Source organism: Micromonospora sp. WMMD754, assembly GCF_049315235.1.
Taxonomy (GTDB): domain Bacteria; phylum Actinomycetota; class Actinomycetes; order Mycobacteriales; family Micromonosporaceae; genus Micromonospora; species Micromonospora sediminicola.
The window spans coordinates 2,846,387-2,872,231 of the sequence record NZ_CP186058.1; the positions used below are offsets into that span (position 1 = coordinate 2,846,387).

The 25,845-nt window shown below is 71.5% G+C and carries 25 protein-coding genes; 14 read left to right on the forward strand and 11 right to left on the reverse strand.

Going from position 1 to position 25,845, the window contains the following annotated elements:
- Window positions 1-85: 85 nt before the first annotated feature.
- The gene (locus tag ACN27B_RS13965) at window positions 86-1,837 is read right to left on the reverse strand and encodes an acetyl/propionyl/methylcrotonyl-CoA carboxylase subunit alpha (RefSeq protein ID WP_422745313.1); all 1,752 of its coding nucleotides are present in this window, start codon (window positions 1,835-1,837) and stop codon (window positions 86-88) included.
- A gap of 133 nt (window positions 1,838-1,970) precedes the next feature.
- On the opposite strand from ACN27B_RS13965, the gene ACN27B_RS13970 reads away from it, so the two are divergent.
- The 4 genes from ACN27B_RS13970 to ACN27B_RS13985 all read left to right on the forward strand — a co-directional run bounded on the left by ACN27B_RS13970 (window position 1,971) and on the right by ACN27B_RS13985 (window position 5,920).
- Window positions 1,971-2,564: a PadR family transcriptional regulator gene (locus ACN27B_RS13970; RefSeq protein ID WP_091582194.1), complete on the forward strand. Its 594-nt coding sequence runs from the start codon at window positions 1,971-1,973 to the stop codon at window positions 2,562-2,564.
- 121 nt (window positions 2,565-2,685) lie between these two features.
- Entirely contained in the window at window positions 2,686-3,645 is a 960-nt protein-coding gene (locus ACN27B_RS13975) for an ATP-binding cassette domain-containing protein (protein WP_099162587.1), read from the forward strand.
- A 17-nt stretch (window positions 3,646-3,662) separates the two neighbouring features.
- Entirely contained in the window at window positions 3,663-4,418 is a 756-nt protein-coding gene (locus ACN27B_RS13980) for an ABC transporter permease (protein ID WP_099162586.1), read from the forward strand.
- Between the two features lie 116 nt (window positions 4,419-4,534).
- Window positions 4,535-5,920: an MFS transporter gene (locus ACN27B_RS13985; RefSeq protein ID WP_422745316.1), complete on the forward strand. Its 1,386-nt coding sequence runs from the start codon at window positions 4,535-4,537 to the stop codon at window positions 5,918-5,920.
- A gap of 66 nt (window positions 5,921-5,986) precedes the next feature.
- Here ACN27B_RS13985 and ACN27B_RS13990 read toward each other — a convergent pair whose 3' ends face one another.
- From ACN27B_RS13990 to ACN27B_RS14010, 5 genes are all read right to left on the reverse strand, one after another.
- Complete coding sequence (locus tag ACN27B_RS13990) at window positions 5,987-6,640, reverse strand: O-methyltransferase (RefSeq protein WP_091582178.1); 654 nt, start codon at window positions 6,638-6,640, stop codon at window positions 5,987-5,989.
- A gap of 9 nt (window positions 6,641-6,649) precedes the next feature.
- Window positions 6,650-7,306: a Maf family protein gene (locus ACN27B_RS13995; RefSeq protein ID WP_091582175.1), complete on the reverse strand. Its 657-nt coding sequence runs from the start codon at window positions 7,304-7,306 to the stop codon at window positions 6,650-6,652.
- A gap of 10 nt (window positions 7,307-7,316) precedes the next feature.
- Window positions 7,317-8,450 carry a S8 family serine peptidase gene (locus ACN27B_RS14000; RefSeq protein WP_422745320.1) on the reverse strand — a complete coding sequence of 378 codons (1,134 nt, stop codon included), beginning with the start codon at window positions 8,448-8,450 and terminating at the stop codon, window positions 7,317-7,319.
- Between the two features lie 1,345 nt (window positions 8,451-9,795).
- Window positions 9,796-10,251 (reverse strand): hypothetical protein, encoded by a 456-nt coding sequence (locus ACN27B_RS14005; protein ID WP_422745322.1) that lies wholly within the window; start codon window positions 10,249-10,251, stop codon window positions 9,796-9,798.
- Window positions 10,252-10,352: 101 nt separating this feature from the next.
- A complete protein-coding gene (locus ACN27B_RS14010) occupies window positions 10,353-10,565 on the reverse strand; it encodes an acyl-CoA carboxylase subunit epsilon (protein WP_099162580.1) in 213 nt (70 codons plus the stop codon).
- A gap of 91 nt (window positions 10,566-10,656) precedes the next feature.
- On the opposite strand from ACN27B_RS14010, the gene ACN27B_RS14015 reads away from it, so the two are divergent.
- Window positions 10,657-12,648 (forward strand): protein kinase domain-containing protein, encoded by a 1,992-nt coding sequence (locus ACN27B_RS14015; RefSeq protein WP_422745324.1) that lies wholly within the window; start codon window positions 10,657-10,659, stop codon window positions 12,646-12,648.
- A gap of 87 nt (window positions 12,649-12,735) precedes the next feature.
- Window positions 12,736-12,948, forward strand: a complete 213-nt coding sequence (locus tag ACN27B_RS14020) for a hypothetical protein (protein WP_091582158.1) — start codon at window positions 12,736-12,738, stop codon at window positions 12,946-12,948.
- 80 nt (window positions 12,949-13,028) lie between these two features.
- On the opposite strand, the gene ACN27B_RS14025 is transcribed toward ACN27B_RS14020, so the two are convergent.
- Together ACN27B_RS14025 and ACN27B_RS14030 are read right to left on the reverse strand one after the other, a co-directional pair.
- A complete protein-coding gene (locus ACN27B_RS14025) occupies window positions 13,029-13,781 on the reverse strand; it encodes a GH25 family lysozyme (RefSeq protein WP_091582155.1) in 753 nt (250 codons plus the stop codon).
- 128 nt (window positions 13,782-13,909) lie between these two features.
- Window positions 13,910-14,470: a Uma2 family endonuclease gene (locus ACN27B_RS14030; protein ID WP_422745328.1), complete on the reverse strand. Its 561-nt coding sequence runs from the start codon at window positions 14,468-14,470 to the stop codon at window positions 13,910-13,912.
- A gap of 99 nt (window positions 14,471-14,569) precedes the next feature.
- Here ACN27B_RS14030 and ACN27B_RS14035 point away from each other — a divergent pair, with 99 nt between their 5' ends.
- From ACN27B_RS14035 to ACN27B_RS14050, 4 genes are all read left to right on the forward strand, one after another.
- Window positions 14,570-15,313, forward strand: coding sequence for a M50 family metallopeptidase (locus tag ACN27B_RS14035; RefSeq protein WP_099162577.1), 744 nt, complete (start codon window positions 14,570-14,572; stop codon window positions 15,311-15,313).
- A gap of 165 nt (window positions 15,314-15,478) precedes the next feature.
- Complete coding sequence (locus tag ACN27B_RS14040) at window positions 15,479-16,462, forward strand: ketopantoate reductase family protein (RefSeq protein WP_396822343.1); 984 nt, start codon at window positions 15,479-15,481, stop codon at window positions 16,460-16,462.
- Between the two features lie 62 nt (window positions 16,463-16,524).
- Window positions 16,525-17,028, forward strand: a complete 504-nt coding sequence (locus ACN27B_RS14045; protein WP_422745332.1) for a SigE family RNA polymerase sigma factor — start codon at window positions 16,525-16,527, stop codon at window positions 17,026-17,028.
- Complete coding sequence (locus ACN27B_RS14050) at window positions 17,021-17,908, forward strand: hypothetical protein (protein ID WP_099162574.1); 888 nt, start codon at window positions 17,021-17,023, stop codon at window positions 17,906-17,908. Before ACN27B_RS14045 ends, ACN27B_RS14050 begins: the two co-directional genes overlap by 8 nt.
- 48 nt (window positions 17,909-17,956) lie before the next feature.
- Here the strand turns inward: ACN27B_RS14050 and ACN27B_RS14055 are convergent, their stop codons facing one another.
- A complete protein-coding gene (locus tag ACN27B_RS14055; RefSeq protein WP_091582135.1) occupies window positions 17,957-19,540 on the reverse strand; it encodes an acyl-CoA carboxylase subunit beta in 1,584 nt (527 codons plus the stop codon).
- Between the two features lie 73 nt (window positions 19,541-19,613).
- Here ACN27B_RS14055 and ACN27B_RS14060 point away from each other — a divergent pair, with 73 nt between their 5' ends.
- Both ACN27B_RS14060 and ACN27B_RS14065 read left to right on the forward strand, forming a co-directional pair.
- A complete protein-coding gene (locus ACN27B_RS14060) occupies window positions 19,614-20,486 on the forward strand; it encodes a biotin--[acetyl-CoA-carboxylase] ligase (protein ID WP_422745335.1) in 873 nt (290 codons plus the stop codon).
- A 141-nt stretch (window positions 20,487-20,627) separates the two neighbouring features.
- Entirely contained in the window at window positions 20,628-21,197 is a 570-nt protein-coding gene (locus ACN27B_RS14065; RefSeq protein ID WP_091582131.1) for a PH domain-containing protein, read from the forward strand.
- 50 nt (window positions 21,198-21,247) lie between these two features.
- Here ACN27B_RS14065 and ACN27B_RS14070 read toward each other — a convergent pair whose 3' ends face one another.
- Window positions 21,248-21,949: a GtrA family protein gene (locus ACN27B_RS14070; protein WP_091582129.1), complete on the reverse strand. Its 702-nt coding sequence runs from the start codon at window positions 21,947-21,949 to the stop codon at window positions 21,248-21,250.
- Between the two features lie 63 nt (window positions 21,950-22,012).
- Window positions 22,013-22,903, reverse strand: a complete 891-nt coding sequence (locus ACN27B_RS14075) for a GtrA family protein (RefSeq protein WP_422745339.1) — start codon at window positions 22,901-22,903, stop codon at window positions 22,013-22,015.
- A 136-nt stretch (window positions 22,904-23,039) separates the two neighbouring features.
- On the opposite strand from ACN27B_RS14075, the gene ACN27B_RS14080 reads away from it, so the two are divergent.
- Window positions 23,040-24,881: a phosphoenolpyruvate carboxykinase (GTP) gene (locus ACN27B_RS14080; RefSeq protein ID WP_098743697.1), complete on the forward strand. Its 1,842-nt coding sequence runs from the start codon at window positions 23,040-23,042 to the stop codon at window positions 24,879-24,881.
- Window positions 24,882-24,921: 40 nt separating this feature from the next.
- Window positions 24,922-25,761 (forward strand): hypothetical protein, encoded by an 840-nt coding sequence (locus tag ACN27B_RS14085; RefSeq protein ID WP_422745342.1) that lies wholly within the window; start codon window positions 24,922-24,924, stop codon window positions 25,759-25,761.
- Window positions 25,762-25,845: the final 84 nt, after the last annotated feature.

The following is a 25,845-nucleotide window of genomic DNA, read 5'->3' on the forward strand; positions in this document are numbered from 1 at the left end:
GGTGGCAAGGACCACCCGGCCCCGCGCTGTTAAGAAGGGGCCCTTTCTCTACCTCAGGCGTTAAGAAGGGGCCCTTCCTTACACCTCAGGCGATGGTGCAGATCGCGGCGCCGGCCGTGATCACGGCGCCCACCTCGGCGGCCAGCCCGCTCACCGTGCCGGCCTTGTGCGCGTGCAGCGGCTGCTCCATCTTCATCGCCTCCAGCACCACGACCAGGTCGCCCTCGGCGACCGTGTCGCCGTCGGCCACGGCGATCTTGACGATGGTGCCCTGCATGGGGGAGGTGAGCGTGTCACCGCTGACCGCGGCGCCCGCCTTGCCCCCGCCACCCCGGCGGGCCGGCTTCTTCGCGGCGGGCGCGGCGGTCGCCGTACCCGCGCCGAGTCCGGCGGGGAGGACGACCTCCAGCCGCTTGCCGCCCACCTCGACCACGACGGTCTCGCGCTCGGCCGGAGCCTCGGCGTCACCGGCGGCGGCGGTGAAGGCCGGGACGGTGTTGTCGAACTCCGTCTCGATCCAGCGGGTGTGCACGGTGAACGGCTCAGCGGTGAACGCCTCGTCGCGGACCACCAGGCGGTGGAAGGGCAGCGCGGTGGCCATGCCCTCGACCACCATCTCGTCGAGCGCCCGGCGGGCCCGCTCCAGGGCCTCGGTGCGGGTCTCGCCGACGATGATCACCTTGGCCAGCAGCGAGTCGAAGTTGCCACCGATCACGTCGCCGGCCGAGATGCCGGTGTCGACCCGGACACCCGGGCCGGACGGCAACCGCAGCGCGGTGACGGTGCCCGGAGCGGGCAGGAAGTTGCGGCCCGGGTCCTCGCCGTTGATCCGGAACTCGATGGCGTGGCCACGCGGCGTCGGGTCCTCGGTGATGCGCAGCTTCTCGCCGTCGGCGATGCGGAACTGCTCGCGTACCAGGTCGATGCCGGCGGTCTCCTCGGTCACCGGGTGCTCCACCTGGAGCCGGGTGTTGACCTCCAGGAAGGAGATGGTGCCGTCCGCGCCGACCAGGTATTCCACCGTGCCGGCACCGTGGTAGCCGGCCTCCCGGCAGATCGCCTTCGCGCTGTCGTGGATCTGCGCGCGCTGGGCGTCGCTGAGGAAGGGCGCGGGCGCCTCCTCGACCAGCTTCTGGTGCCGGCGCTGCAGCGAGCAGTCGCGGGTGCCCACCACGATCACGTTGCCGTGCTGGTCGGCCAGCACCTGCGCCTCGACGTGGCGCGGCTGGTCCAGGTAGCGCTCGACGAAGCACTCGCCCCGGCCGAACGCGGCGACCGCCTCGCGGGTGGCCGACTCGAACAGGTGGGGGATCTCCTCCATGGTGCGGGCGACCTTGAGGCCGCGCCCGCCGCCGCCGAAGGCCGCCTTGATGGCGACCGGCAGCCCGTGGTCGACGGCGAACGCCATCACCTCGTCGGCGTTGCCCACCGGGTCCGGGGTGCCGGGCACCAGCGGCGCGCCGGCGCGCTGCGCGATGTGCCGGGCGGTCACCTTGTCGCCCAGGTCGCGGATCGCCTGCGGGGTGGGGCCGATCCAGGTCAGCCCGGCGTCGATGACGGCCTGGGCGAAGTCGGCGTTCTCGGAGAGGAAGCCGTAGCCGGGGTGCACGGCGTCCGCGCCGGCGCGGGCGGCCACGTCGATGAGCTTGTCGATGCGCAGGTAGCTGTCCGCCGCGGTGTCGCCGCCGAGGGCGTACGCCTCGTCGGCGAGCGTGGCGTGCAGGGCGTCCCGGTCGGAGTCCGCGTAGACGGCGACGCTGGCCAGGCCGGCGTCGCGGCAGGCGCGGATGACGCGGACGGCGATCTCGCCGCGGTTGGCGATGAGAACCTTGCGCACCTTGGGGGCTCCTCCCGGGAGGTCGATGCCGGGAGTGTATCGGCCGGCATGCTGGCCCTAACGATCGCTCAGTGTGGGATGTGGCACTGTAGTCAAACTTGGCTATTACGCTTGTCCGGTGTCGGCGACGCGGATGATGATTCTGGGCCTGGTCAGGTGGATGCAGCCGGTGCACGGCTACGACGTGCGCCGCGAGCTGCTGAGTTGGAGCGCGGACAAGTGGGCGAACGTCCAGCCCGGTTCGATCTATCACGCGTTGCGCAAGCTCACCGACGAGGGGCTGCTGCGGACCGTGTCGGTCGAGCAGGTGGGCGCCCGTCCGGCCCGCACCACGTACGAGGTGACGGCGAAGGGCGAGGACGAGTTCGAGACGTTGCTGCGGGCCCAGTGGTGGCAGGTCCAGGAGTCGCCGGACCCGTTCGTGGCGGCGTTCTCGTTCCTGCCGGCGATGCCGCGCGACGAGGCCGCGGCGGCGTTGCGCAACCGCGCCAACCTGCTCCGCGCCGGCGTCGAGTCGATGCGCGCCTCGTTGGACTCCGACTGGGTGCGCAACCGCAAACCGGTGCACGTCGGATGGATGTTCGAGCTGTGGCTGGCCCGGGCCGAGGCGGAGACGGCCTGGTGTGAGCGGATCGCGGAGCGGATCGAGTCCGGTGTGTCCTACCTCCCCGCGGGGATGGAGCAGGCCGAGGGTTGGTCGGGCTGGACGGACGGGGACAAGAAATAATCAACGTTGACTAGAAGAGTTATATCGCGTTAGCCTCGGCAGGAGCCGCGGGGGAGTCGTGCGTCCTCCCCGCGGACGATCGGCGGCCGGTCACGTCCGGCCCGGACGACCAGGAGCAGAAATGATCGAGACCAGGGGGCTGCGGAAGTCCTTCCGCTCCCGCGCGGGTCGCGAGACGAAGACCGTGGACGCGGTCCGTGGCGTCAACCTCGACGTCGCCGAGGGGGAGATCTTCGGCTTCCTCGGGCCCAACGGCGCCGGCAAGACCACCACGCTCCGGATGCTCGCCACCCTCATCGAGCCGGACGGCGGCCAGGCCACCGTCGCGGGGGCCGACCTGCGCAAGGACCCGGCCGGGGTGCGCCGGCGGATCGGCTACGTGCCCCAGGGCGGCAGCACCTGGGACGAGTCCACCGCCCGCGAGGAACTGGTGCTCCAGGCCCGCCTCTACGGCATCTCCAAGGCCGACGCCCAGCGGCGCGCCACCCGCGCGCTGGACGCGTTCCAGCTCACCGAGTACGCCGACCGCAAGTGCAAGACCTACTCCGGCGGCCAGCGCCGGCGGGTGGAGATCGCGCTCGGCATCATCCACGAGCCGAAGATCGTCTTCCTGGACGAGCCGACCACCGGCCTCGACCCGCAGAGCCGCGCCCACATGTGGGACGAGATCCGGCGGCTGCGCACCGAGGGGATGACCGTCTTCATCACCACGCACTACCTCGACGAGGCCGACGCTCTCTGCGACCGGATCGCGATCATGGATCACGGCGAGGTGGTCGCGGAGGGCACCCCGGCCGAGCTGAAGCGCGAGATCTCCGGCGAGGTGGTGATCGTCGGCCTGGACGCCGCGACCACCCCGCACGCCGCCCAACTGCTCGACACCGAGGCGTACGTGACCAAGCTGGAGACCGCCGACGAGGGCGGCCTGCGTCTCTACGTCGACGAGGGCGCCGTCGCCATCCCGCAGGTGCTGCGCCGCCTCGACCACGCCGGGGTGGAGCTGCGCTCGATCGAACTGCACCGACCCAGCCTCGACGACGTCTTCCTCACCAAGACCGGCCGCTCGCTGCGCGAGTCCTGACCCCCGGAGAAACTGTCATGAAACTCGCCCGCGACACCTGGCTGATCTTCCAGCGCCAGGCGCAACTGCTGCTGCGCAACCCGGTCTGGGTCTTCGTCGGCGTCTTCCAGCCGGTGATGTACCTGCTGCTCTTCGCCCCGCTGCTCAAGCCGGCCCTGAACGCGCCCACCCAGGCCGCCGCGTACAAGATCTTCGTACCCGGCCTGCTCGTGCTGCTGGCCATCTTCGGCGGCCTCTTCCAGGGCTTCGGCCTGATCGCCGAGCTGCGCGCCGGGGTGATCGAACGCTCCCGGGTCACCCCGGTCAGCCGACTCGCCCTGCTGCTCGGCCGCTCCCTGCGCGACGTGGTCTCGCTGATCGCCCAGGCCGTCATCATCACCCTCCTGGCGCTCCTGTTCGACCTGCGCGTCTTCATCGGCTACCTGCTGCTGGCCTACCTGATGCTCGCCCTCATCGCGCTGATGACCTCGGCCGTCTCCTACGGCGTCGCGCTCAAGGTCAAGAGCGAGGACGCGCTCGCCCCGCTGATGAACACGGTCGCCCAGCCGGTCCTGCTGCTCTCCGGCATCCTGCTGCCCCTCACCTTCGCCCCCGGCTGGCTCCAGGGCGTGGCCAAGTGGAACCCGTTCTCCTGGGCCGTCGACGGCACCCGCGCCCTCTTCGGCGGCGACCTCGGCAACGACAAGGTCTGGCAGGGGCTGGCAATCATCACGGTGCTCGCCGTGGCCGGCGTGGTCTGGGCCGCCCGCCAGTTCGCCCGCAGCGTGAGATGAAAGGAGGGGCCCCCTATTAACGCCTCCGGTAGAGGAAGGGCCCCCTCTTAACACCCGGGGAGAGCTGCCTCTCACTCAAGGCGAGGCGCCGGTCGTGCGCGCGTAGCGTCGGGCCGGTGCCTCGCCTCACCCGTGACCGGACCACCTGGCTGACCTACGCGCAGCTGGGCCTCTGGGGCTTCTTCCTCTACGGGTTCGGCCCCGTCGTACCGCTGCTCCGCGACGAACAGGGCACCAGCGCCGCCGTCGCCGGCCTGCACAGCACCGGCATCGCGGTCGGCGCGCTCGCCGGCGGCGCGCTGTTCGCCCCGGTCGCCCGCCGCTACGGCCGGGGCCCGGCCATCTGGCTCGGCCTCGCCGGCGTGGCCGCCGGCGTCACCGCGCTCGGCCTGCTCCACCCGCTGCCCGCCACCATCGCCGCCGTGGCGGTCGTCGCCACCTTCGGCATGATGGTGATCAGCGGCGTCAACGTGGTGCTCACCGCCCGGCACGGGCCGGCTGCGCCCGCCGCGCTCACCGAGGCCAACGCCGCCTGCGCCGGCATGGGCATCCTGGCGCCGCTGACCATCGGCGTCACGGTGGACGCCGGCGTCGGCTGGCGACCGGTGATGGCCGTCGAGGTCGGGCTGATCACGCTGGTCGCGCTCGCCGCGTTGACCTTCCGGGTACGCCTGCCGCAGGACGCCCCCGCTACCGCGGCTGCCGCCGCCCCCGTTGGCGTCGCTTCCCCATCGGCCGCGCCCGCGCCCGTTGCCGCCGCTGTCGCTCCCGCCGCTGTTACTCCTGGCGCTGTCGCTCCCGGCGCTGTGGCTCCCGCGGCGGGCGCCTCCGCTGTGCTCGCCCGCGGGTCGGGCGAGGTTTCGGTGAGATCTCGTTCGAGCGGATCAGGACCTTGCCGAGGCCTCGATGCGGGCATGCGGGCGGCGTCCGCGCGGTTGCCGCGGGCGTACTGGATCGCCTGGGTTCTGATGTCGGTCACCGGCTCGATCGAGGTCTGCCTGTCGCTCTGGACCGCCGACGTGCTCCGCGGCCATGCCGGACTGAGTGCCGGCGGCGCGTCGGCGGGTGTCGCGGCGATCGTCTGCGGCATGTTCGTCGGCCGGGCCGCCGGTGGCCGGGCCGCGCTGCGCTGGCCACCGGTGCCGCTGCTGCTCGGCGCCCTCACCGTCTCACTCGCCGGGTTCACCCTGTTCTGGGCCAGCCCGATCGGCTGGCTGGCGGTCACCGGCCTGGTCGTGCTCGGGCTGGGCAACGCCCTCCACTACCCGCTGGCGATCTCCATCGCTCTCGCGGCCGCCGGCACGGCCACCGATCGGGCGGCGGGCTGGTCGTCGTACTCGATGGGGGTTGGTTTCGGGATCGCGCCGGTCGTGCTCGGCTGGGTGGCCGACGGCGTCGGCCCGCACCGGGCCTTCCTGCTGTTGCCCGTGTTCATCGCGGTGGCCGTGCTGCTGACCATGCGGCTGGGCCGGGCCCTGGCGCCCGGTGTCGCGCCCGCTTGATCGACTCCACTTCGCTGAGGTGGCGGTGTCCGGCGTGCCTCGATACCGCCACCTCGGCGAACTGGTTCAGCGCACGCGGGCGAGCGTGACCCCGTCGGCGATCGGCAGCATCACGGCCTCGACGCGGACGTCGGCGAGGACCTCGTCGTTGAACGCGGCGATCGCCCGATCGTCCGCGTTGCGCGGGGCGAGCACCCGACCGGCCCGCAGGGTGTTGTCCACCGCGATCACCGCGCCGGGGCGCATCCGGGGCACCAGCTCGTCCCAGTAGACCGGGTAGCCGACCTTGTCCGCGTCGATGAACGCGAAGTCGAGGTGACGCTCCCGGGGCAGCTCGCGCAGCCCGTCCGCGGCCGGCCCGATGCGCAGCTCGATCCGGTCCTGCACCCCGGCGCGGGCCCAGTAACGCCGGGCCACGTCGGTGTACTCCGCCGAGATGTCGAAGCAGGTCAGTCGACCACCGTCGGCCAGCCCCCGGGCGATCGCGAGTGAGGAGAGACCGGTGAACGTCCCCACCTCCACCGCCTGCCGCACCCCGAGCAACCGGGTCAGGAAGGTCAGGAACGCCGCCTGTTCGGGAGCGACCTGCATGTCCGCCTCGGCCGGAAGGGCCGCCCGGGTCTCCTCGGCCAGGTCGCGGACCACCTCGTCGGGGGCGGACCCGTGGGCCACCAGATAGGCGTGCAGTTCCGGGGTCAGCGGTAGCGGCTTCGTGCTCATGCCCGGACGTTAGCCGAGATGCTCGATCTCCTGGCCCCCCGGCGCGACCTTCGTCCACAGATCGACGATGCGAAGGTCCAACTCGGCGAGAAGCCGACGCAACAGGGGCAGGGACAGGCCCACCACCGTGCCCGGGTCGCCCTCGATGCCGGTCAGGAACGCCCCACCCAGCCCGTCGATCGTGAACGCGCCGGCCACCGCCAGCGGCTCGCCCGTCGCCACGTACGCGGCGATCTCCTCGTCGCTGATGTCCGCGAAGTGCACCGTGGTCGAGGCGACCGCCTCGGCGCGCGACTCGTGCACCACGTCGATCAGGCAGTGCCCGGTGTGCAGGACGCCACTACGCCCCCGCATCCGCCGCCACCGCCGAGTGGCGTCCGCCGCGTCCGCCGGCTTCCCGAGAATCTCACCGTCGAACGCGAGCACCGAGTCGCAGCCGAGCACCAGCGTGCGCTCCTCCGCGGTGGACCGCAGTCGACCGAGTACGGCCTGGGCCTTTAGCCGGGCCAGTTCGAGACACAGGTCCTCGGCCCGCTCGCTGACCACCAGCGACTCGTCGACACCGCTGACCAGCACGTCGGGTTCGATCCCCGCGGCCTGGAGCAGCTTGCGGCGGGCGGGACTCTGCGAGGCGAGCACGAGACGCAACGGCACGGAGTTCAGCACCCCGCCGACGCTACCGGCTGATCCTCGGTGGCGGGCCGTCGGCACGTCGACGACGACGCCAGACGAGGTAGGCGCCGCCTGCCGCCAGCAGGGCGCCCAGGGTCGCGAGCCCTCGGGCGGTGCTGTTGTCGCCACCGGCGTCGGGTGCGGCGGCGGTCGGGGCCGGGGCGGTGACGCCGGTCGACTCGAAGCCGAGCGGAGGGACGTCGGCGGTGAGCGCGGCGACCAGATCGATCACCCCGTAGCCGTACTGGTCGTCGCGGCCGGGTGGGCCCTTGTCGACAGCGGTCGCGGTCAGTCGGTGCGCGACCTCTGCGGCGGGAAGGTTGGGGTATTTGGAGCGGATGAGCGCGGCGGCGCCAGCCACGATCGCAGTGGCATCGGACGTGCCGGTGCCGACCCGGTAGCCTCCGTTTAGCCCAGTGCTATAGATGTCTACAGCGGGCGCAACGACATCGATCTCCGGCCCGCTGACCGAGATGGCGGCATGATTCCCATTGCGGTCAACTCCACCAACCGCGATTACTGCGGGTTCGCTTGCCGGGTAGCCGACATAACCGTCCGCTGGGCGATTCCCTGCGGAAGCGACTAGTGTCACGTTTGCCATGATTGCCGAATTTACGGCTCGGACGAGCCTTTGGGTCACGCCGCCCACGCTTGAGATGCTGATTACTGTCGCGCCGCGCGAGACGGCGAAATCAATCCCATCCGCGAGTGAATCGGCGTCGCCTTGGCCATTCGGTGGTGCAACTATTACGGGCAGAATCTTAGCTCTTGGTGCTATTCCTTGAAGAGTTTTGCTACTTCCATCGCTCGTTGCTGCGATTAGGCCGGCCATCGCGGTCCCGTGCCCGTTCGTATCCCGTTGGCCGTTGCCGGACCCCCCAGGAGTTACGTCCGCTCCGTTGAGCAAGTTTGGTATCAGGGCCGGGTGAGCGGCGACGCCGGTATCGAGGACTGCAACGACCACTCCCGTCCCTTGACTTGACCGCTGCGCCTGCGTGGCGTGTAAGAAGCCTAGGTGCCATTGCTTGGTGGATGCCGAAACGATTCGGCCTGCTCTTGGCTTGTTTAGGTCGATAGGGGTAAGGGAGGGAATTGCGAGAGATGCAATGATGGGTAATAGTGTGACTATCCGACTCACTTATCAAGCCCAATGGCTGGGCCTGGATCAATTGGCCCCTCGTCCTCTGGTGGCCGCATGACCGGTTCGACGCCCTTATCTGTCTCCCAGGGATTGTCTCTATCCCATGCCTTCCCAGGTTGCTCTCTGCGGCTCCTGTTCTCGCCGAATGGGTATGCCATGCCTGCTGGGCTTCCGCTCGGCGGCATCATATTCGCGCCGGCAGCACGAACGCCGCCGGGTCGAGAGCCGGCGGCGCCAGTGGGAGAGGTGCCGGCGCCTCCTCCGCCGATCACGCCCCCGACCGGATTGACCTTCCGCATCGCCGGGGATCGGTTCGGCTGGCTGGCGTTGGTGCCCGGCATTCCACCGATCAAGCTAGGTGGGACAGGGCGCTGAGTGGATGCTGGGCTACTCGGCTGAGGTACTGCGCCCGGCGGCACGGGTGGTCTGCCAACCCGAGGAGAGTCAGAATTTGGTCTGAAGTTCGGTGGAAGTGCTGGTGGATAGCCAGAGTTTGAAGGGCCGGGGAAAGTGCCACTTACCGGAGTTACCAAGCTCGGATTCGGGCCTGCTGGGCCGGTAACTACCCCTGGTGAGGCACCTCCGAGGACGGGGCCTGTGACGCGAACAGGAGGTGACGTCTGACCGGGCTGCGGGGGCAGTGGCGAATGCCGGGACGTACCGGCAGGCGTTGATGTCGGCGCGATCGCTGCTGGGACGACCGGAGGAATGATCGGGACGCCGCCCACGCCCTCGGCTCCATCCGGCGAAGCGGAATCGCGAGGCGGCCGTGGTGGGGCTGGAGGCTGGCGGAGCATGACCTGGGCTTGTTGGAGCTCTCCGCTCAATCCCGTCATCAACCCGCGCGCCCTGACGTTCAACCGCTCCAGGTCCTCGTCCGTCACCGGGGGCCGCTCCGGAAGCCGGCTGCCCGCCACCGCCTTCGGGTCGGCGATCGTCGTCTCGTACGCCTGCTTCTGTCGCAGCTTGGTCGCGTACTCGTCGTAGAGCGGTCGCAGCTCGGTGCGGGCGCTGCCGATGGCGCGCGCGGCGGCGGCCAGCGCGTCGTAGTTCGCGGCGGCGGCGTCGTGGGTGTGCTGTACGCGTTCGATGAGCTGGTCGAGTTCGGCGACGTACGCCCGCGCGGCCGCGTTGGTCTCGGGCGGCCACGCTTCGGCGAGCCCTCGCCGGTATTCGCGCAACCGGCTCAGGTGCGCCAGGGCCAGGTCGCAGACCTTCCGCCAGCCGGCGACCTGCTTCCACTGGCCGGTGGTGTCCTGGTCCTGCAGGCACGCCCACATGCTGGAGACGTCCATCAGCTGCCAGTCGGTGAGCCCGGCGGTGCGTCCGCCGCCCCGTTCGATCACGGCAGGACCACCTGCTGCCCCTGATCGGTTGCGGTGGGGTCGGCCAGGGGCGGCATCGGACGCGTGACGGCGGTGGACGGGGTGGTGAGCGCCCGTTCGACGTCGGCGACGCGGGCCGAGGAGAACGCGTCCGCGTCGCCGTAGTGGGCGGCGATCCGGCCGGCGGCGTCGGCCAGCCTGCCGGTGGCGGGGGCCAGGTCCCACACCGCGCTCACGGCGGCCTTCTGGGTCTCGTGGTGGGCCTGCATGAACTGCACCAGCTCGACGAAGGCGTCGGCCGGGTTGGGCACCGGGGCCTTCATGTCGTCGGCGATGTACGACAGGTGGGGGGAGTAGTTGCGCGTGACCTCGTCCTGCAGGCGGTCGGCGAACTCGCGCATCTGTTGGATGTCGGCCTCGATGCCGCCGTAGTCGCGTAGCCAGCCGGCTGGCCGGTCGTCCTCCGGGATCATCGGACCTCCCTGCCCGTCACCGCACGGTTTCCCTGAGTGAGGTTAATGGCTCCGCGCGGATCCCGGCAGTCCCGGTACGGGTCCCGTACGCGGGGAAGGTTTCAGCGGGGGAGACCTGAGGCGCGCCACGCGCCGGGACCGGCGAGCGGGCTCGCGCCGGCCGGGCGGGCGCTGCGGGACCAGTGCGAGACGGCGGCCGGCGCGGCGACCGCGACCGGGCGGGTGCGCACCACGATCGCGCCGACCAGAGCGGCCAGCTCCTCGGCGGTGGGCACGCCACGGACGATCCGGAACATCGGCTCTTCGGCAGACATGGGCCCAGGGTACGCGTCCGGAACTCGACCTTCGCCGGACAGTGGCGTGCCGGCGGTGTGTGCGTCGTGGCGGCCGGGTACGGTTTCAGCGATGTCGAACGCGCTCCCCCAACTCGTCGCCGACCGGTACAGGCTGCTGTCACCGCTCGGCCAGGGTGGCATGGGCCGCGTCTGGAAGGCGCGGGACGAGGTGCTGCACCGGGACGTGGCCATCAAGGAACTGGTCCCGCCGCCCGGCCTCACCCCGGAGGAGCGCCGCGAGATGCGGGAACGCTCACTGCGTGAGGCGCGGGCCATCGCCCGGCTCAACAACGTCAACGTGGTCCGCATCTTCGACGTGCTGCGCACCGACGGCGACCCGTGGATCGTCATGGAATACGTGGCGTCGAAGTCGTTGCAGGACACCATCGCCGAGGACGGTCCGGTCTCGGTGGCCAAGGCGGTCGAGATCGGGCTGGGCGTGCTCGGCGCGCTGAAGGCCGCGCACAAGGCCGGGATCATGCACCGCGACGTCAAGCCGGGCAACGTGCTGCTGGGCGAGGACGGCCGGGTGGTGCTGACCGACTTCGGCCTGGCCACCATTCCCGGCGACCCGAACGTGACCCGCACCGGCATGGTGCTGGGCTCGCCCGCGTACATCTCGCCGGAGCGCGCCCGCGACGGCACGGCGGGGCCGGAGGCCGACCTCTGGTCGCTCGGCGCCACGCTCTACGCCGCCGTCGAGGGCAAGTCGCCCTACGCCCGCCCGTCGGCGATCGCCACCCTGGCCGCGCTCGCCACCGAGCCGCTGCCGCCGACGCGCAACGCCGGGCCGCTCAAGCCCGTCCTCCAGGGCCTGCTGCGCAAGGACCCGGACGAGCGGATCACCGCCGAGGTGGCGGAGCGCATGCTGCGCAAGGCCGCCGGTCGGCGGGCCAAGGGCATCTCGCTGCTGGACGGCGTACGCCGGCCGGGGCCGAACGGTCCGCGCGCGCCGCGACCGCCGCTGGTGCCGGCGCCGCGCCCGGCCGACCAGGCCGAACGCGACGACAGTTCGGCCGCCGGCGCGGTCGCCGCCACCGGGGGTACGGCGGCGGTCGCCGCCGACCCGACGGCGAAGGTGCCGGCGCCCACCTCGGACGCCGGCCCGACCGCGAAGGTGACCCCGCCGGCCGCCGAGCCGACGACGAAGCTCGACCCCACCCCGCCGGTCGACGAGACCCGGGTGGACGACGCCGACCCGGCGCTGGACGAGACCCGCCTCGACGGTGAGCCCGTTCCCGCCGCCCCGGCGCAGCGCCCGGCCTCGCCGGTCAGCCCCGCGCCACTGAGCGCCGCGCCGGTCAGCCCCGCCTCGTCGACCGGGCGGGCCACCGTGCTGCCCGGGACGAAGACGGCGCCGAACCGGCGCAACCTCCTCATCGGCGCGCTGGTGCTGGTGCTGCTGGTCGGCCTGGCGGTGGCGCTGCCGCTGCTCAACAACGGCGACGACTCCGGCGACGGCGGTCAACCGACGGCCGGCAGCTCGGTGGGGTCGGCGGCCCCGCCCGCGCCGAGCGCCAGCGCCGCCCCGCCAAGCGCGAGCGCCTCGCCGAGCGGCAGTCCGTCGACCAGCCCGTCCGCGTCGGCCAGCCCATCCCCGTCGGGGTTCGTGCTGCCGGCCGGTTGGCGCTACTACAAGGGCTCCAACGGCTTCCAGGTGCCGGTTCCAGACGGCTGGCGGGCCAAGCCCAGCGGCAATCAGGTCGTGCTCTACGAGGTCGGCGGCGCCCGTCGCGTGTTGTTCATCCAGTGGACGGACTCGCCGAAGAAGGACGCGTACGCCGACTGGAAGGCGCAGGAGTCGTCGCGGCGCAACTACGTCGACGCCTACAAGCTGGTCGGCATCACCCGGTGCGACCCCTACTTCCGCACCTGCGCCGACTGGGACTGGCTGGAGACGCGTGACGGCGGCACCCGCTTCCACGTGCGCAACCGGGGCGTGGCGACGGCCAGCAACCGGGGCTACGCGCTGCGCTGGGAGGTGCCGGCGAAGGACTGGGAGGCCAACCTCGCCGCCTTCGACATCATCACCAAGGGCTTCGTGCCGGACCGCGTCAACTGATCCGGTATTCCCGCATCACGAAACGTGTTCGCATGGCTTTCCGTCCTCGGGGGTATGAACACCTCTGACGACGGAAGGAGGTGCGACATGGGTTACCGACGCAGGGACACCGGCACCCGGCTGGCACTGTGGATGCTCGTCGCGCTCGGGGACGTCGTGCTGCTCCTGGTCAGCGCCGGCCTGTCCGCGCCGGTCGCGATCCTCGGCGTGCTCACGCTCACCCTCGCGGGGGTGGCGGCGTGGCGCTGGACCCGCCGCACGGCGGTGCCCGTGCCGGCCACCGCACGCCGCCGGGCCTGACCGGGCGACGACGACCCCGACGGTACGACGACAGCGGGACCGCCCCGTGGCGAGGCGGTCCCGATGACGACGGGCGCGCGTCAGGTGTTGTTCGCCAGGGCGATCAGTCGGCTCCGGTCGCCGTTCCAGTAGTTGCGGTCGACGTTGCCGCTGATCCCGGAGACGCTGCCGGTGCTGGTGTACTGCCAGAAGCTCCACACCGGCGCGCCGGCCGGCAGGGTGCCGGGCGAGCTGGCCCAGCGGGCGAGCCACAGCGGGTGGTTGGCCCACGGGCCGGTCCAGCTTCCGGTGCACTGGTTCCACCAGCTCGTCGTGGTGTAGATGACCGCGTACCGGCCGGTGCGGGACCGGTAGGTGTTGAGGAAGTCCTGGATCCAGTTGCGCATGCCGGTGGTGCTCAGGCCGTAGCAGTAGCCTCCGCTGTAGGGGTTGCCCTCGATGTCCAGCGCGGCCGGCAGGGTGCGGCTGTCGGCGGACCACGCGCCGCCGTTGCTGGCCAGGTAGTTGGCCTGGGTCGAGCCGGCGGAGATGTTGGGCCGGGCGAAGTGGTACGCCCCCCGGATCACGCCCGCGTTGTAGGCGTTGACGTAGTTCGAGTTGAAGTTCGGGTCCTTGTAGCTCGTGCCCTCGGTGGCCTTGATGAAGGCGAACTGGATGCCCGCGTTGCGCACGCTGGTCCAGTTGATGCTGCCCTGGTAGCGGGAGACGTCGATCCCGGGCGTGGTGGCGGCGGCGGCCGGTCCGGCGGTCGCCACGAGGGCCGCGGCCGCGGTGGCGGCGACGGTCAGGCCGGCGGCGAACAGCCGGCGTACGGAGAACCTGGTGTGGGCCATGGATGCCTCCAGAGGACGTCTACTGATTGACGCTCATCTTTGGAGGTTAGTGCCCTAGATCGCAAGAGGGGTGCAAGGAAATTTTCATCGACGGTTGTCGTCATCCCAGGTGGCGGGGTGGTTCCGGATCAGCGGAGGGTGCCCGGGTCCATCGCCCAGCGGAACGGCTCGGTGACGCTGAGCGTCTCACCGGCCTTGGCCACGGCGTCCTCGACGTAGTGGCCCCCGTCGAGCCGGTGCAGCCGCAGCGAGTGGCTGTCGCCGTCCTGCTCGACCAGCAGATAGAACGGGATCCGGGCGATCGCGTAGAGCTGCATCTTGACCAGGCGGTCCGCGGCGGCGTTACCCGGCGAGACGATCTCACCGACGAGCGCCACGCGTTCGGCGTCGAGAATCACGCCGTCATCGTCGGCATCCGTGACGACGAGATCCGGAATCACGATCCGGTCGACGCCCAGCCGCACGTTGACGGCGTCGTAGACGAACAGGCCGGCTGGCTCGGCCGCGGCCTCCACGGAGTTCGCCAGTCGTCGCGCCACCCGCTGGTGCCGTCGGCTCGGAGCAGGGCTCACGATCAGACTCCCGTCGAGCAGTTCGATGCGGCCGCGGTTGTCGCTCAATGCGAGGTAGTCGGCCTCAGTCCACGGACCTACGTGCGAGCTGTAGGGCCCCAACGGAGCTGCGCTCACCGACCTCACCTCCGCTCCCTGACCACGCCCGATCAGTCTCACACTTTATGAGACGCGACCGGTCGAACGACACGGCTCGGGGCGGTAGGCTCCCCGCCCATGCCCCTGATCGACGGCCTGACCACGCTCTGGGACACGCTGACCAGCGCCCAACCGGACCCGCCGCCCCTGCTGGTGGTGCTCACCGCCGTCGTGGCGGTCGCGGTGGTGGCCGCCCGGGTGCCCTGGCGGATCGCCCGCAACGCGGTGACGATCGCGCACGAGGGCGGCCACGCGCTGATGGCGCTGCTCACCCGCCGCAAGCTGCACGGCATCCGGCTGCACTCGGACACGTCCGGCTTGACGCTCTCCGCCGGTCGTCCCGACGGGCCGGGCATGATCCTCACGCTGCTCGCCGGCTACGTCGCGCCGTCGCTGCTCGGCCTCGGCGGCGCGTGGCTGCTCGCCGGCAACCGGATCACGTTGCTGCTCTGGCTGGCGGTGGCGCTGCTGCTGGCCATGCTGGTGCTCATCCGCAACCTGTTCGGTGCGCTGTCGCTGCTGGTCACCGGCGGCATCGTGCTCGCCGTCTCCTGGTACACGCCGCCCGAAGTGCAGGCGGCCTTCGCCTGGACCTCGATCTGGTTCCTGCTCGTCGGCGGCGTGCGGCCGGTCTTCGAGCTGCGACGCCAACGCAGTCGGGGCCGGATGCCCCAGTCGGACGCCGACCAGCTCGCCCGGCTGACGCCGTTCCCGCCGCTGTTCTGGGTGGGGTTCTTCCTGCTGGTCGCGCTCGGTGCGCTGGTCGCCGGCACGCTGCTGCTCACCGGCCCGCTCCTCGCCGAGGTCGGCCTCACCGGCTGACCCGGCCCGGCTGCCCCGCTGGACCCTGCTGACCCGGTCGGCCCGACGGACCCGGCCGAGCCCGCCCGGCCGCCCGGGCCCGGCCGACCCGGCGGACGGCGGATCGCGCCCCGGCCGGACCGTGCCGGACAGCGGCCCACGCCGCGTCGGGGCAGAATCGGACGGATGCGATACGTGATCATCGGGGCGGGCGCGGTCGGCGGCACCATCGGCGTACTCCTCGCCGACTCCGGCCGGGACGTGACGTTGGTGGCGCGCGGCGCGCACCTGGACGCGGTGCGGGAGCGGGGCCTGACGCTGCGGACGCCGGAGCGGACGGTGACCGGCCGGCTGCCGGCGGTGGCCGGCCCGGACGGCGCGCCGCTGCCGGCCGACACGGTGCTGGTTCTGACGGTCAAGTCGCAGGACACCCAGGCGGCGCTGACCGCGTGGGCGGACGCCCCGGTCGAGGGCGGCGGGACGGCCGCCGAGCGGCTCCCGGTGCTTCTCGCCCAGAACGGCGTGGCGAACGAGCCGGCCGCGTTGCGCCTCTTCGCCCGGGTGCACCCGGTCTGCGTCTGGCTGCCCGCCACCCACCTGGAGCCGGGCGTGGTCGTCGCCAACGGGCACCCGCACCCGGGCATGCTGCACCTCGGCCGCTATCCGAGCGGCGCCGACGACACCAGCCGGGCGATCGCCGCCGACCTGACCGCCGCCGGCTTCGTCGCCCCGGTGCGCGACGACGTGATGCGCTGGAAGTACGGCAAGCTGCTGGTCAACCTCGGCAACGGCCTCCAGGCGTTGCTCGGCCGGGACATGCCGGAGTCGCTGTCGACGCGGGTACGCGCCGAGGGCGAGGCGGCGTTGGCCGCCGCCGGAATCCCGCACACCAGCCGGGACGAGGAGGCCACCGAACGTGGTGACCTGGTGGCCTACCGGCCGGTCGACGGGGAGGACCGCGCCGGCGGCTCCACCTGGCAGAGCCTGGCCCGGGGCGCCGGCTCGGCCGAGACCGACCACATCAACGGGGAGATCGTGCTGCTCGGGCGGCTGCACGGGGTGCCCACCCCGGTCAACGCGGCCGTGCAGGTCGCGGTCCGCCGGGCGGTCCGCGAGCGGATCCCCGCCGGTGGCTTCCCGGTGGCCGAGCTGGAGAAATTGGTCGGCTGAGCGGGCAACCGCACCCGGTGCGCCAGGCGTCTCTCCTGCGACCGTCACGGGGGAGGTAGCAGGTGCCGGACGTCGACGGGTTCGACGAGTTCTACCGGGGGAGCCGGCAACGGCTGCTCGGCTTCGTCTACGTGCTCACCGGCAACCTCGCCGAGGCGCAGGACGCCGTGCAGGAGGCGTACATCCGGGCCTGGCAGCGGTGGTCGACGGTGCGCGGGTACGACGACCCGGAGGCCTGGCTGCGGGTGGTGGCCAGCCGGATCGCGGTGAGCCGGTGGCGCAGCCTGCGCAGCCGGGCCCGGGCCTACCTGCGACACGGGGCGGAGGACAGCGTGCCGGGCCCGAACACCGACACGGTCGAGGTGGTGGCGGCGTTGCGGCGGCTGCCCGAGGAGCAACGCGTCGCCATCGCGCTCTACTACCTGGTCGGCATGCCGGTCGCCGAGGTGGCCCGGGAGACCGAGGCCCCGGTCGGCACCGTGAAGGCGCGGTTGTCCCGGGGGCGGACCGCGCTCGCCGGGCTGCTCGCCGTGGTGGACCTGGAGGAGGAGGCGGCAGATGCCTGACGACGTCGCACTCGTGGAGTTGCTGCACCGGGATCTGCGCAACGTCACCTGGCCGGAGCCGGAGGCGATCCGGGCCACGGCCCGGCGGCGCAGCCGACGCTCCGCCGCGCTCGCCGCGGCCTCGGTGGTGGTCGTCGCGGCGCTCACCGCGACGCTCGTGGACCGGGCCGGTGCGCCGCCACCGCTTGCCGCCGGTGCCGTCGACGGGCCGGGGGAGATCGTGGCCGAGGCGATGCTGGAACCGGCCGACATCCCCGTTCCGACCGGCGAGCGGCTCAGCGAGAGCGGCATCGACGAGCCGGTCCGGGTCGACGACCTCCTCCAGGTCTGCGCCCGCGAGCAGGGGCGGCCGGCCGAGGAACCGCGCTCGCGCTACTCGCTGTCGCAGACCCTGATGGAACCGCCGACCGAGCCCGCGACCACCATCGGATCGGTCCTCACCCAGGACGTCTACCGGATGGGGCCCGAGGCGGCGGGCCGGTTCGTCACCGACCTGGAGGGCACTGTCGCGGCCTGCGGCGCGTGGCGGACGACCGGCAAGGCCTACACCGAGCGGGGGACGGTCAGCGCCGAGGTCGTGCACCGCTGGTACGTCGCGGCGAGCGGCTTCGCCGGAGACCAGGCGCTGCTGCTGCGGCACGAGGCGAGCGTGCCGCCGGACGAGACGACCGGCCGGCCGGCCGGCTATGCGCCGTTGTTCGAGGACCGGCTGGTGGTACGGGCGGGTGACCTGGTGACGGTGTTGATCCCGTCCGGCCGGCTGCGGACCGACCTGCCCCAGGGCCAGGTGCCCGAGGCCAGGGTGACCGAGGCGCAGGTGAGGCAGATGGCCCGGGTCGCGGCCGAGCGGATGTGCGTGGCCGCATACCCGGGGTGCTGACACGTCGGCGCCCCCGCCGCTCTCCCGGCGGGGGCGCCGACGGCCTCGTCACAGCGGGATGTTGCCGTGCTTCTTCGGCGGCAGCGTCTCGCGCTTGGTGCGCAGCACCCGCAGCGCCCGGACGATCTGGGTACGCGTCTCGTGCGGCGGGATCACCCCGTCCACGTATCCGCGCTCGGCCGCGATGTACGGGTTGGCCAGCGTGTCCTCGTACTCGGCGATCTTCTCCGCCCGGACCGCGGCCGGGTCCTCGGCGTTGGCCAACTCGGAGCGGTAGAGGATGTTCACCGCGCCCTGCGCGCCCATCACCGCGATCTGCGCCGTCGGCCAGGCGAAGTTCAGGTCCGCGCCCAGGTGCTTGGAGCCCATCACGTCGTACGCTCCGCCGTACGCCTTACGGGTGATCACGGTGACCTTGGGGACGGTCGCCTCGGCGTACGCGTAGATGAGCTTCGCGCCGCGGCGGATGATGCCGTCCCACTCCTGCCCGGTGCCGGGCAGGAAGCCGGGCACGTCCACGAACGTCAGCACCGGGACGTTGAACGCGTCGCAGGTGCGGACGAACCGGGCGGCCTTCTCGGACGCGGCGATGTCCAGCGTGCCGGCGAACTGCATCGGCTGGTTGGCGACCACGCCGACCGGGCGACCCTCGACCCGGCCGAAGCCGACCACCATGTTCTGCGCGTAGAGCGGCTGCACCTCCAGGAACTCGCCGTCGTCGAGCACGTGCTCGATGACCCGGTGCATGTCGTACGGCTGGTTGGCCGAGTCCGGGATCAGCGTGTCCAGCTCCCGGTCCTCGTCGGTGATCGCCAGCTCGGCCGGTGCGTCGAACACCACCGGCTCGTCCAGGTTGTTCGACGGCAGGTAGGACAGCAGCGCCTTGACGTACTCGATCGCGTCCTCCTCGTCCGTGCCGAGGTAGTGCGCGTTGCCGCTGCGGGCGTTGTGGGTGCGGGCGCCGCCCAGCTCCTCCATGCCGACGTCCTCGCCGGTGACCGTCTTGATCACGTCGGGGCCGGTGATGAACATGTGCGAGGTCTGGTCGACCATCACGGTGAAGTCGGTGACCGCCGGGGAGTAGACCGCCCCACCCGCGCACGGACCCATGATGAGTGAGATCTGCGGGATGACGCCGCTGGCCCGCACGTTGCGGAAGAAGATCTCGCCGTAGAGGCCGAGCGAGGCGACGCCCTCCTGGATCCGCGCGCCGCCGGAGTCGTTGATCCCGACCACCGGGCAGCCGATCTTCATGGCCAGGTCCATCAGCTTGACGATCTTCTCGCCGAAGACCTCGCCCAGCGAGCCGCCGAAGACGGTGAAGTCCTGCGCGAAGACGCAGATCTGCCGGCCGTCCACGGTGCCGTAGCCGGTCACCACCCCGTCCCCGTACGGGCGGGTCTTCTCCAGCCCGAAGTTGGTGGAGCGGTGGCGGGCGAACTCGTCCAGCTCGACGAAGGAGCCCTCGTCGAGGAGCATCTCGATCCGCTCCCGGGCGGTCTTCTTGCCCCGCGCGTGCTGCTTCTCGACCGCGCGTGCCGACCCGGCGTGCACCGCCTCGTCGAGCCGTCGCTCCAGGTCCGCCAGCTTGCCGGCGGTCGTGTGGATGTTGATCCCGGTCTCGGTAGTCACCCGTGGAATATAACGATGGTTCAGGTGCGTGAGGTTGTGCAGTGCGCCTCACCCCGGGCCGTAGGCTGGCGGGATGCCCGGCTCGCCGTACACGGATCTGGACCGACCGCCGCTGTCGGCGGCCCGGCTGCGCCGCGCGCTGGTCGCGCCGCACGGGCCGTGGCGCCGGCTGGAGTTGCTGGCGGAGACCGGCTCGACCAACGCCGACGTGGTGACGGCGGCGCGGGCCGGCGAGCCGGAGGGCCTGGTGGTGGTCGCCGAGCGGCAGACCGCCGGCCGGGGCCGGCGCGGCCGGGTCTGGCAGTCGCCGCCGCGTGCCGGCATCGCGGCCAGCGTCCTGCTCCGGCCGGGCGAGGCGGTCCCCGAGCGCGGCTGGGCGCCCGTGCCGGCCACCGGGTACGGCTGGCTGCCGTTGCTGGCCGGCGTCGCGCTGGTCGAGGCGGTACGCCGGCTGGCCGAGGTGGACGCCCGGCTGAAGTGGCCGAACGACCTGCTGGTCGACGGCGCGAAGTGCGCCGGCGTGCTGGCCGAGGCGGTGCCCGGCGACGGCGCCCAACCGCCGGCGATCGTGGTCGGGGTCGGCCTGAACGTGACGCTGCGCGCCGACGAGCTGCCGGAGAACCCGACCGGCCTGCCCGCGACCTCGCTGCGGCTCGCCGGCGCCACCGCCACCGACCGGGACCCGCTGGTGCGGGCGCTGCTGCGCGCGCTCGCCGACTGGTACGAGCGCTGGCGCGACGCCGGCGGTGACGCGGTGGCCAGCGGGCTGCGCGACGCGTACCTGGGCGGGTGCGCCACGGTGGGCCGCCAGGTGCGGGTGTTGCTGCCGGACGGCCGCGAGGTGCACGGCACGGCGACCGGCGTGGACCCGGACGGGCAGCTCCTGGTGGACGCGGCCGGTGAGACGCTCCGTCTCGCCGCCGGCGACGTGCTCCACCTGAGGTGAAAGGAAGGGCCCCCTATTAACGCCTCCGGTAGAGGAAGGGCCCCCTCTTAACACCCACGGGGCAGCCGCCCGCGCGGCCGATGCCGCCGGGGTGCGCCGACCGGTTACGGTCAGCGCGTCCGGTTCTGCGAGGAGGTTCCCGTGGCGTTCCCCGAAGACGTGCTCACCGAGGACGAGCACGTCGTGCTGCACCTGCACCCGCACTGGAAGGCCCTGATCCGGCCGATCCTGGTGCTGGTGCTCACCGTCGCGGCGGTGGTCGCGGGCTGGGTCCTGCTGCCCGACGGCGACGGCGGCACCATCGCGCTCTACGCCATCGCCGGGCTCGGCCTGGTGCTGGCGTTGTGGTGGGGGCTCTGGCCGTTCCTGGTCTGGCGCACCACGCACTACCTCTTCACCAACGAGCGGGTGCTGCTCCAGGAGGGGGTGTTCTCGCGCAACCGGCGGGACCTGCCGCTGACCCGGATCAACGACCACGCCATGCACCAGAAGTTCGTCGAGCGGATGCTCGGCTGCGGCACGCTCACCATCGAGTCGGCCGGCGAGCGGGGCCAGTCGGTGCTCGCCGACGTACCGCACGTGGACCGGGTGCAGACGAAGCTCTACGAGCTGGTCGAGGCCCAGCACGACAAGCACAGCCTGGGTGACGGCGAGATGCGCGAGATCCTGGCCGACATGGCCGAGGGCAAGCCGCTGCGCGACCCGTCCTGACGTACGCCGCCGCCCCCGTCCGGGTGGGCGGGGGCGGCGAGGTCGGTCGGTCAGCGGCGGGCGCGCCGCGGTTGGAGCTCGGCGGCGAGTTCCGCGTCCAGGTCCGCGCCGAGGGCGCCGCCCAGGCCGGCGTCGGCGGGTGCGGTACGCCCCTGGGGCGGGGAGTAGTCGGCCACCGCCCGCCCTCCGGCGCCCAGTGGCGGTTCCTCCTCCTCCAGCTCGCTGACGGACTCGGCCAGCTCGGCCACCGGGTCCATCTCGGCGACGTTGTCCCACTCGTCACGTGGCACCGAGTGCCAGGTCTCCTCGGCGTGCTTCGGCACCGGCTGGAAGACGAACGTGCGGTAGGACCAGAAACGGAAGAGCGTGGCCAGCAGGACACCGATCGTCTTCGCCACGTTGAGCGCCAGCAGGCCGTGGACGCCGAGGCCGTACTTGGCCAGGGCCAGCACACCGAGTTCGATGAGCAGGCCGGCGCCGTTGAACAGGAAGAACAGGGCGTATTCGCGCCGTAGCGCCGATTTCGGTCGATCGCGGTACGTCCAGTGACGATTCATCAGATACGACGTGATGGTCGCGACGATCGTCGCGATCACGGTCGCCTTCAGCTGGCCGTCGCGAAAAACCGTGAGTGCCAACGCATTGAACACCGCGTAATTGATGACGGTGTTGATGCCGCCGACGATGCCGAATTTGAGCGCCTCGTGGATGAACTTCTGCCAGCGCTCGGGCAGCAGACGGACTCCAGGCATGCGGAACACCTTAGGGCAGTGGGCAGGGCCGGCTGGGCCCGGCGGGTCGGGATGGGCGGTGGGTCACGCCCCGGACTCTCGGTCGTGGCTCGTTGCCGGAACGGGGGGAGTTCCCGCCTCGACGAAGACGAACCGTCGGTAGGACCAGAACCGGAACAGTGTGCCCAGGCCGGTGCCGACGATGAAGCTGGCGATGTTGTCGGCCAGCGGGGTCTGGAACACCCCGGGCCAGATCGCCCCCAGGCCGTAGCGGCTGATCGCCAGGCAGGCCACCGCGATGCCGAGGCCCACGCCGTTGAAGAAGAAGAACAGCGCGTACTCGCGGGCGGGGTTGGACCGTTGGCGGTGTCGCCAGGTCCAGAACCGGTTGCCGAGGAAGGCGATGGTCGCGGCGATGACGGTGGAGATCGTCTTGGCCGCCAGGGGCGGCATGCCCCGACCGCTCGACAGATAGTTAAAGAGGGCGAAGTCCACCAGGAAGGCGAAGCCGCCGACGGTGGCGAACTTGCTCAACTCGTGGATCAGGTGGCCGAAACGGTGGAGGAGGGCCCCGATCGGACCCCGACGGGTCTGCGGGGCACCCGGTTGGTCCCCGGTCATCGTCGCGGCCACCCGCCGAGAGTACCGGTTGCACGGTAGGGGGACCGACCGCAACGGCGAGTCGGCCGGGGCAACTTGGACGCCGGCGTTCCGCCCGGTCCTCCCCGCCGGCGCGCCGCCGCCCTTTTCGGTGGTCCGTGAGCAGAGCGTAACCGGCTGTACGAATGTGTGGAGCACATCACGGAATCGCCTTTCGTGACATCCCCGTGTGCATCCGCGGATCGGACGTCGCGGCCGGACGGGTGACGGACCGGGCCGGCGAAGGTTCACCGCAGGATTTGCGTGAAACTGCGCGCGAAAGCGGGTATCAGATCGCGATGCCGCAGCGTGGCCGTACCTTGTGCAGTTCTTCACAACCAGTCCCACTGACTGGCGAGGCAGCCCGGTTTACGCTGAGCCCAATCCCAGGTTTCCACGACGGCGGCGCACTCGCCCGCCAGAGCTCGTGCATCCCATAGATCGGTCAGCGTCGACCACAAGGAGATGTGACATGGTTGCTCCGGCTACTGTTCGGGGTATCGATCAGGCCCCGACGTCCCACCCCAAACTGCTCTCCTGGGTACGTGAGGTCGCGGAACTGACCACCCCCGACCGCGTGGTCTGGGTGGACGGGTCCGACGAGGAGTGGCGTCGCCTCACCGACGAACTCGTCGACAACGGCACCCTGGTCCGGCTGAATCCCGAGAAGAAGCCGAACTCGTTCTACGCGCGGACGGACCCGACGGACGTCGCCCGGGTCGAGGAGCGCACCTTCATCTGCTCCGTCGACGAGGCGGACGCCGGCCCCACCAACAACTGGATGGCGCCGGCCGAGATGAAGCGGACGATGACGGACCTCTACCGCGGCAGCATGCGCGGTCGCACCATGTACGTCATCCCGTTCTGCATGGGGCCGGTCGAGGCCGAGAACCCCATGTTCGGCGTCGAGATCACCGACAGCCCGTACGTGGTCGCCTCGATGCGGATCATGACCCGGATGGGGTCGTCGGTCCTGGAGGCGATGGGCGACGACGCCGACTTCGTGCACGCGCTGCACTCGATCGGCGCGCCGCTGGCGCCCGGCCAGCAGGACGTGGCCTGGCCGTGCAACGAGACCAAGTACATCTCGCACTTCCCGGAGACCCGGGAGATCTGGTCCTACGGCTCCGGCTACGGCGGCAACTCGCTGCTCGGCAAGAAGTGCTACTCGCTGCGGATCGCCAGCGTGATGGGGCGCGACGAGGGCTGGCTCGCCGAGCACATGCTCATCCTCAAGATCACCTCGCCCGAGGGCAAGGTCTACCACATCGCCGGCGCGTTCCCGTCGGCCTGCGGCAAGACCAACCTCGCCATGCTGGAGCCGACCATCCCGGGTTGGAAGGTCGAGACCATCGGCGACGACATCGCCTGGATGCGCTTCGGCCCGGACGGCCGCCTCTACGCGGTCAACCCGGAGTACGGCCTGTTCGGCGTCGCGCCCGGCACCGACTGGAAGACCAACGCCAACGCCATGCGCACGCTGGACCGCGGCAACTCCATCTTCACCAACGTCGCGCTCACCGACGACGGCGACATCTGGTGGGAGGGCATGGGTGAGCCGCCGGCCCACCTGATCGACTGGAAGGGCAACGACTGGACGCCGGAGAGCGACAACCTCTCCTCGCACGCGAACAGCCGGTTCTGCACCCCGATCACCCAGTGCCCGATCCTGGCCGAGGACTACTACGACCCGAACGGCGTGCCGATCGACGCGATCCTGTTCGGCGGCCGGCGGCGGGACACCGTCCCGCTGGTGACCGAGGCACGCGACTGGGTGCACGGCGTCTACATGGGCGCGACGCTCTCCTCGGAGACCACCGCTGCCGCGTCCGGCGCGGTCGGCGTGGTGCGGCGCGACCCGATGGCCATGCTGCCGTTCATCGGCTACCACGCCGGTGACTACTTCCGGCACTGGATCGAGATGGGCAAGGGCGCCGACGGCGACGAGGCCAAGCTGCCCAAGATCTACTACGTCAACTGGTTCCGCAAGGACGCCGAGGGCAGCTTCCTCTGGCCGGGCTTCGGCGAGAACTCCCGGGTGCTCAAGTGGGTCATCGAGCGCCTGGAGGGCACGGCCGACGCGGTGGAGACCCCGATCGGCATGGTCCCGGCGCAGGACGCGCTGGACGTCGAGGGCCTCGACATGACGCCCGAGGACGTCCGGATCGCCCTGAAGGTGGACCCGGAGGAGTGGCGCAAGGAGCTGCCGCTGGTCACCGAGTGGTTCGAGAAGTTCGGGGACAAGCTCCCCGGCGTGCTCTGGGCCGAGTTGGACGCGCTGCGCGCCCGGCTGGACGCGGAGCCGCAGAAGTAAGAGGTGTGCCGGTTGCCCGCACCGGGCAACATCGGATGCCATGAGGACGGCCGTCGAACCTGTCGAGGTCCGGCGGCCGTCCGCCGTCCGGGCGCTGACCACGCTGCTCGCCGTGACCGCGGCGGCCACCGTCGCGGTCGAGCTGCTCAACTACTGGTACGCCCCGGAGCAGGAGTTCGGCCTCGCGGTCCGCACGGGCTGGGCGATGCTCCGGTCGCTGGGCTTCGTGCTGCTGATCGGGCAGGTGAACAAGGGCCGGGTGGGCGCCCGGCCGTTCGGACTGATCCTCGCGGTGACCACGATCTTCGCGGTGGGCCGGTTGGTCGTACCCCGGGCCGGGGTGCCCGCGCTGCCCGGCCTGGTCGGGTTCGCCGCGCTCAGCGCGCTCTGTGTCGCCGTGGTGGTGCTGCTCTACCGCTCCGACGCGGTCCGCGCCCACCTGGTCCGGCACCGCAAGGGCCTGGTCGTCGAGGGCGGCACCATCTCCTGGCGGGAGGTGGTGCCGAAGCGCCCGCAGGCGAACGGCTGGCTGCTCACCGCCCGGGTCGCCGCGTTCACCTACAGCCCGCTGATGCTGGTGCCGGCGCTGGTGGCGACCGGGTCCGTGCTGGACGGGCGGATCGCCGCCGTGCCCGCCCTGTTCCTCTGGTTCGGCGCCGGCATCGCGGTCAGCTACGCGGTGCTCTTCTGCACCGCGTTCCTGCTGCGCGGCCGCGGCTGGGCGCGCCGGGCGCTGGTCGTCGTCACGCTCGGCGTGCTCGCGCTCGACCTGCCGCTCTGCTGGTGGCTGCTCGGCGTCGACGGCCTGATCCGCGACGGCGCCCCCCTGCTGACCGCCGCCGCCCTCACCCTCTACTCCCTCCACCGCACCACCCCCTGACCCACGCACCCCACCGCGCCCGCGTCCCCGCCCGGGCCGGCGCGGTGATCAAGGAGTTCGGGTCGGAGCGCGGGCTCGGAGCTG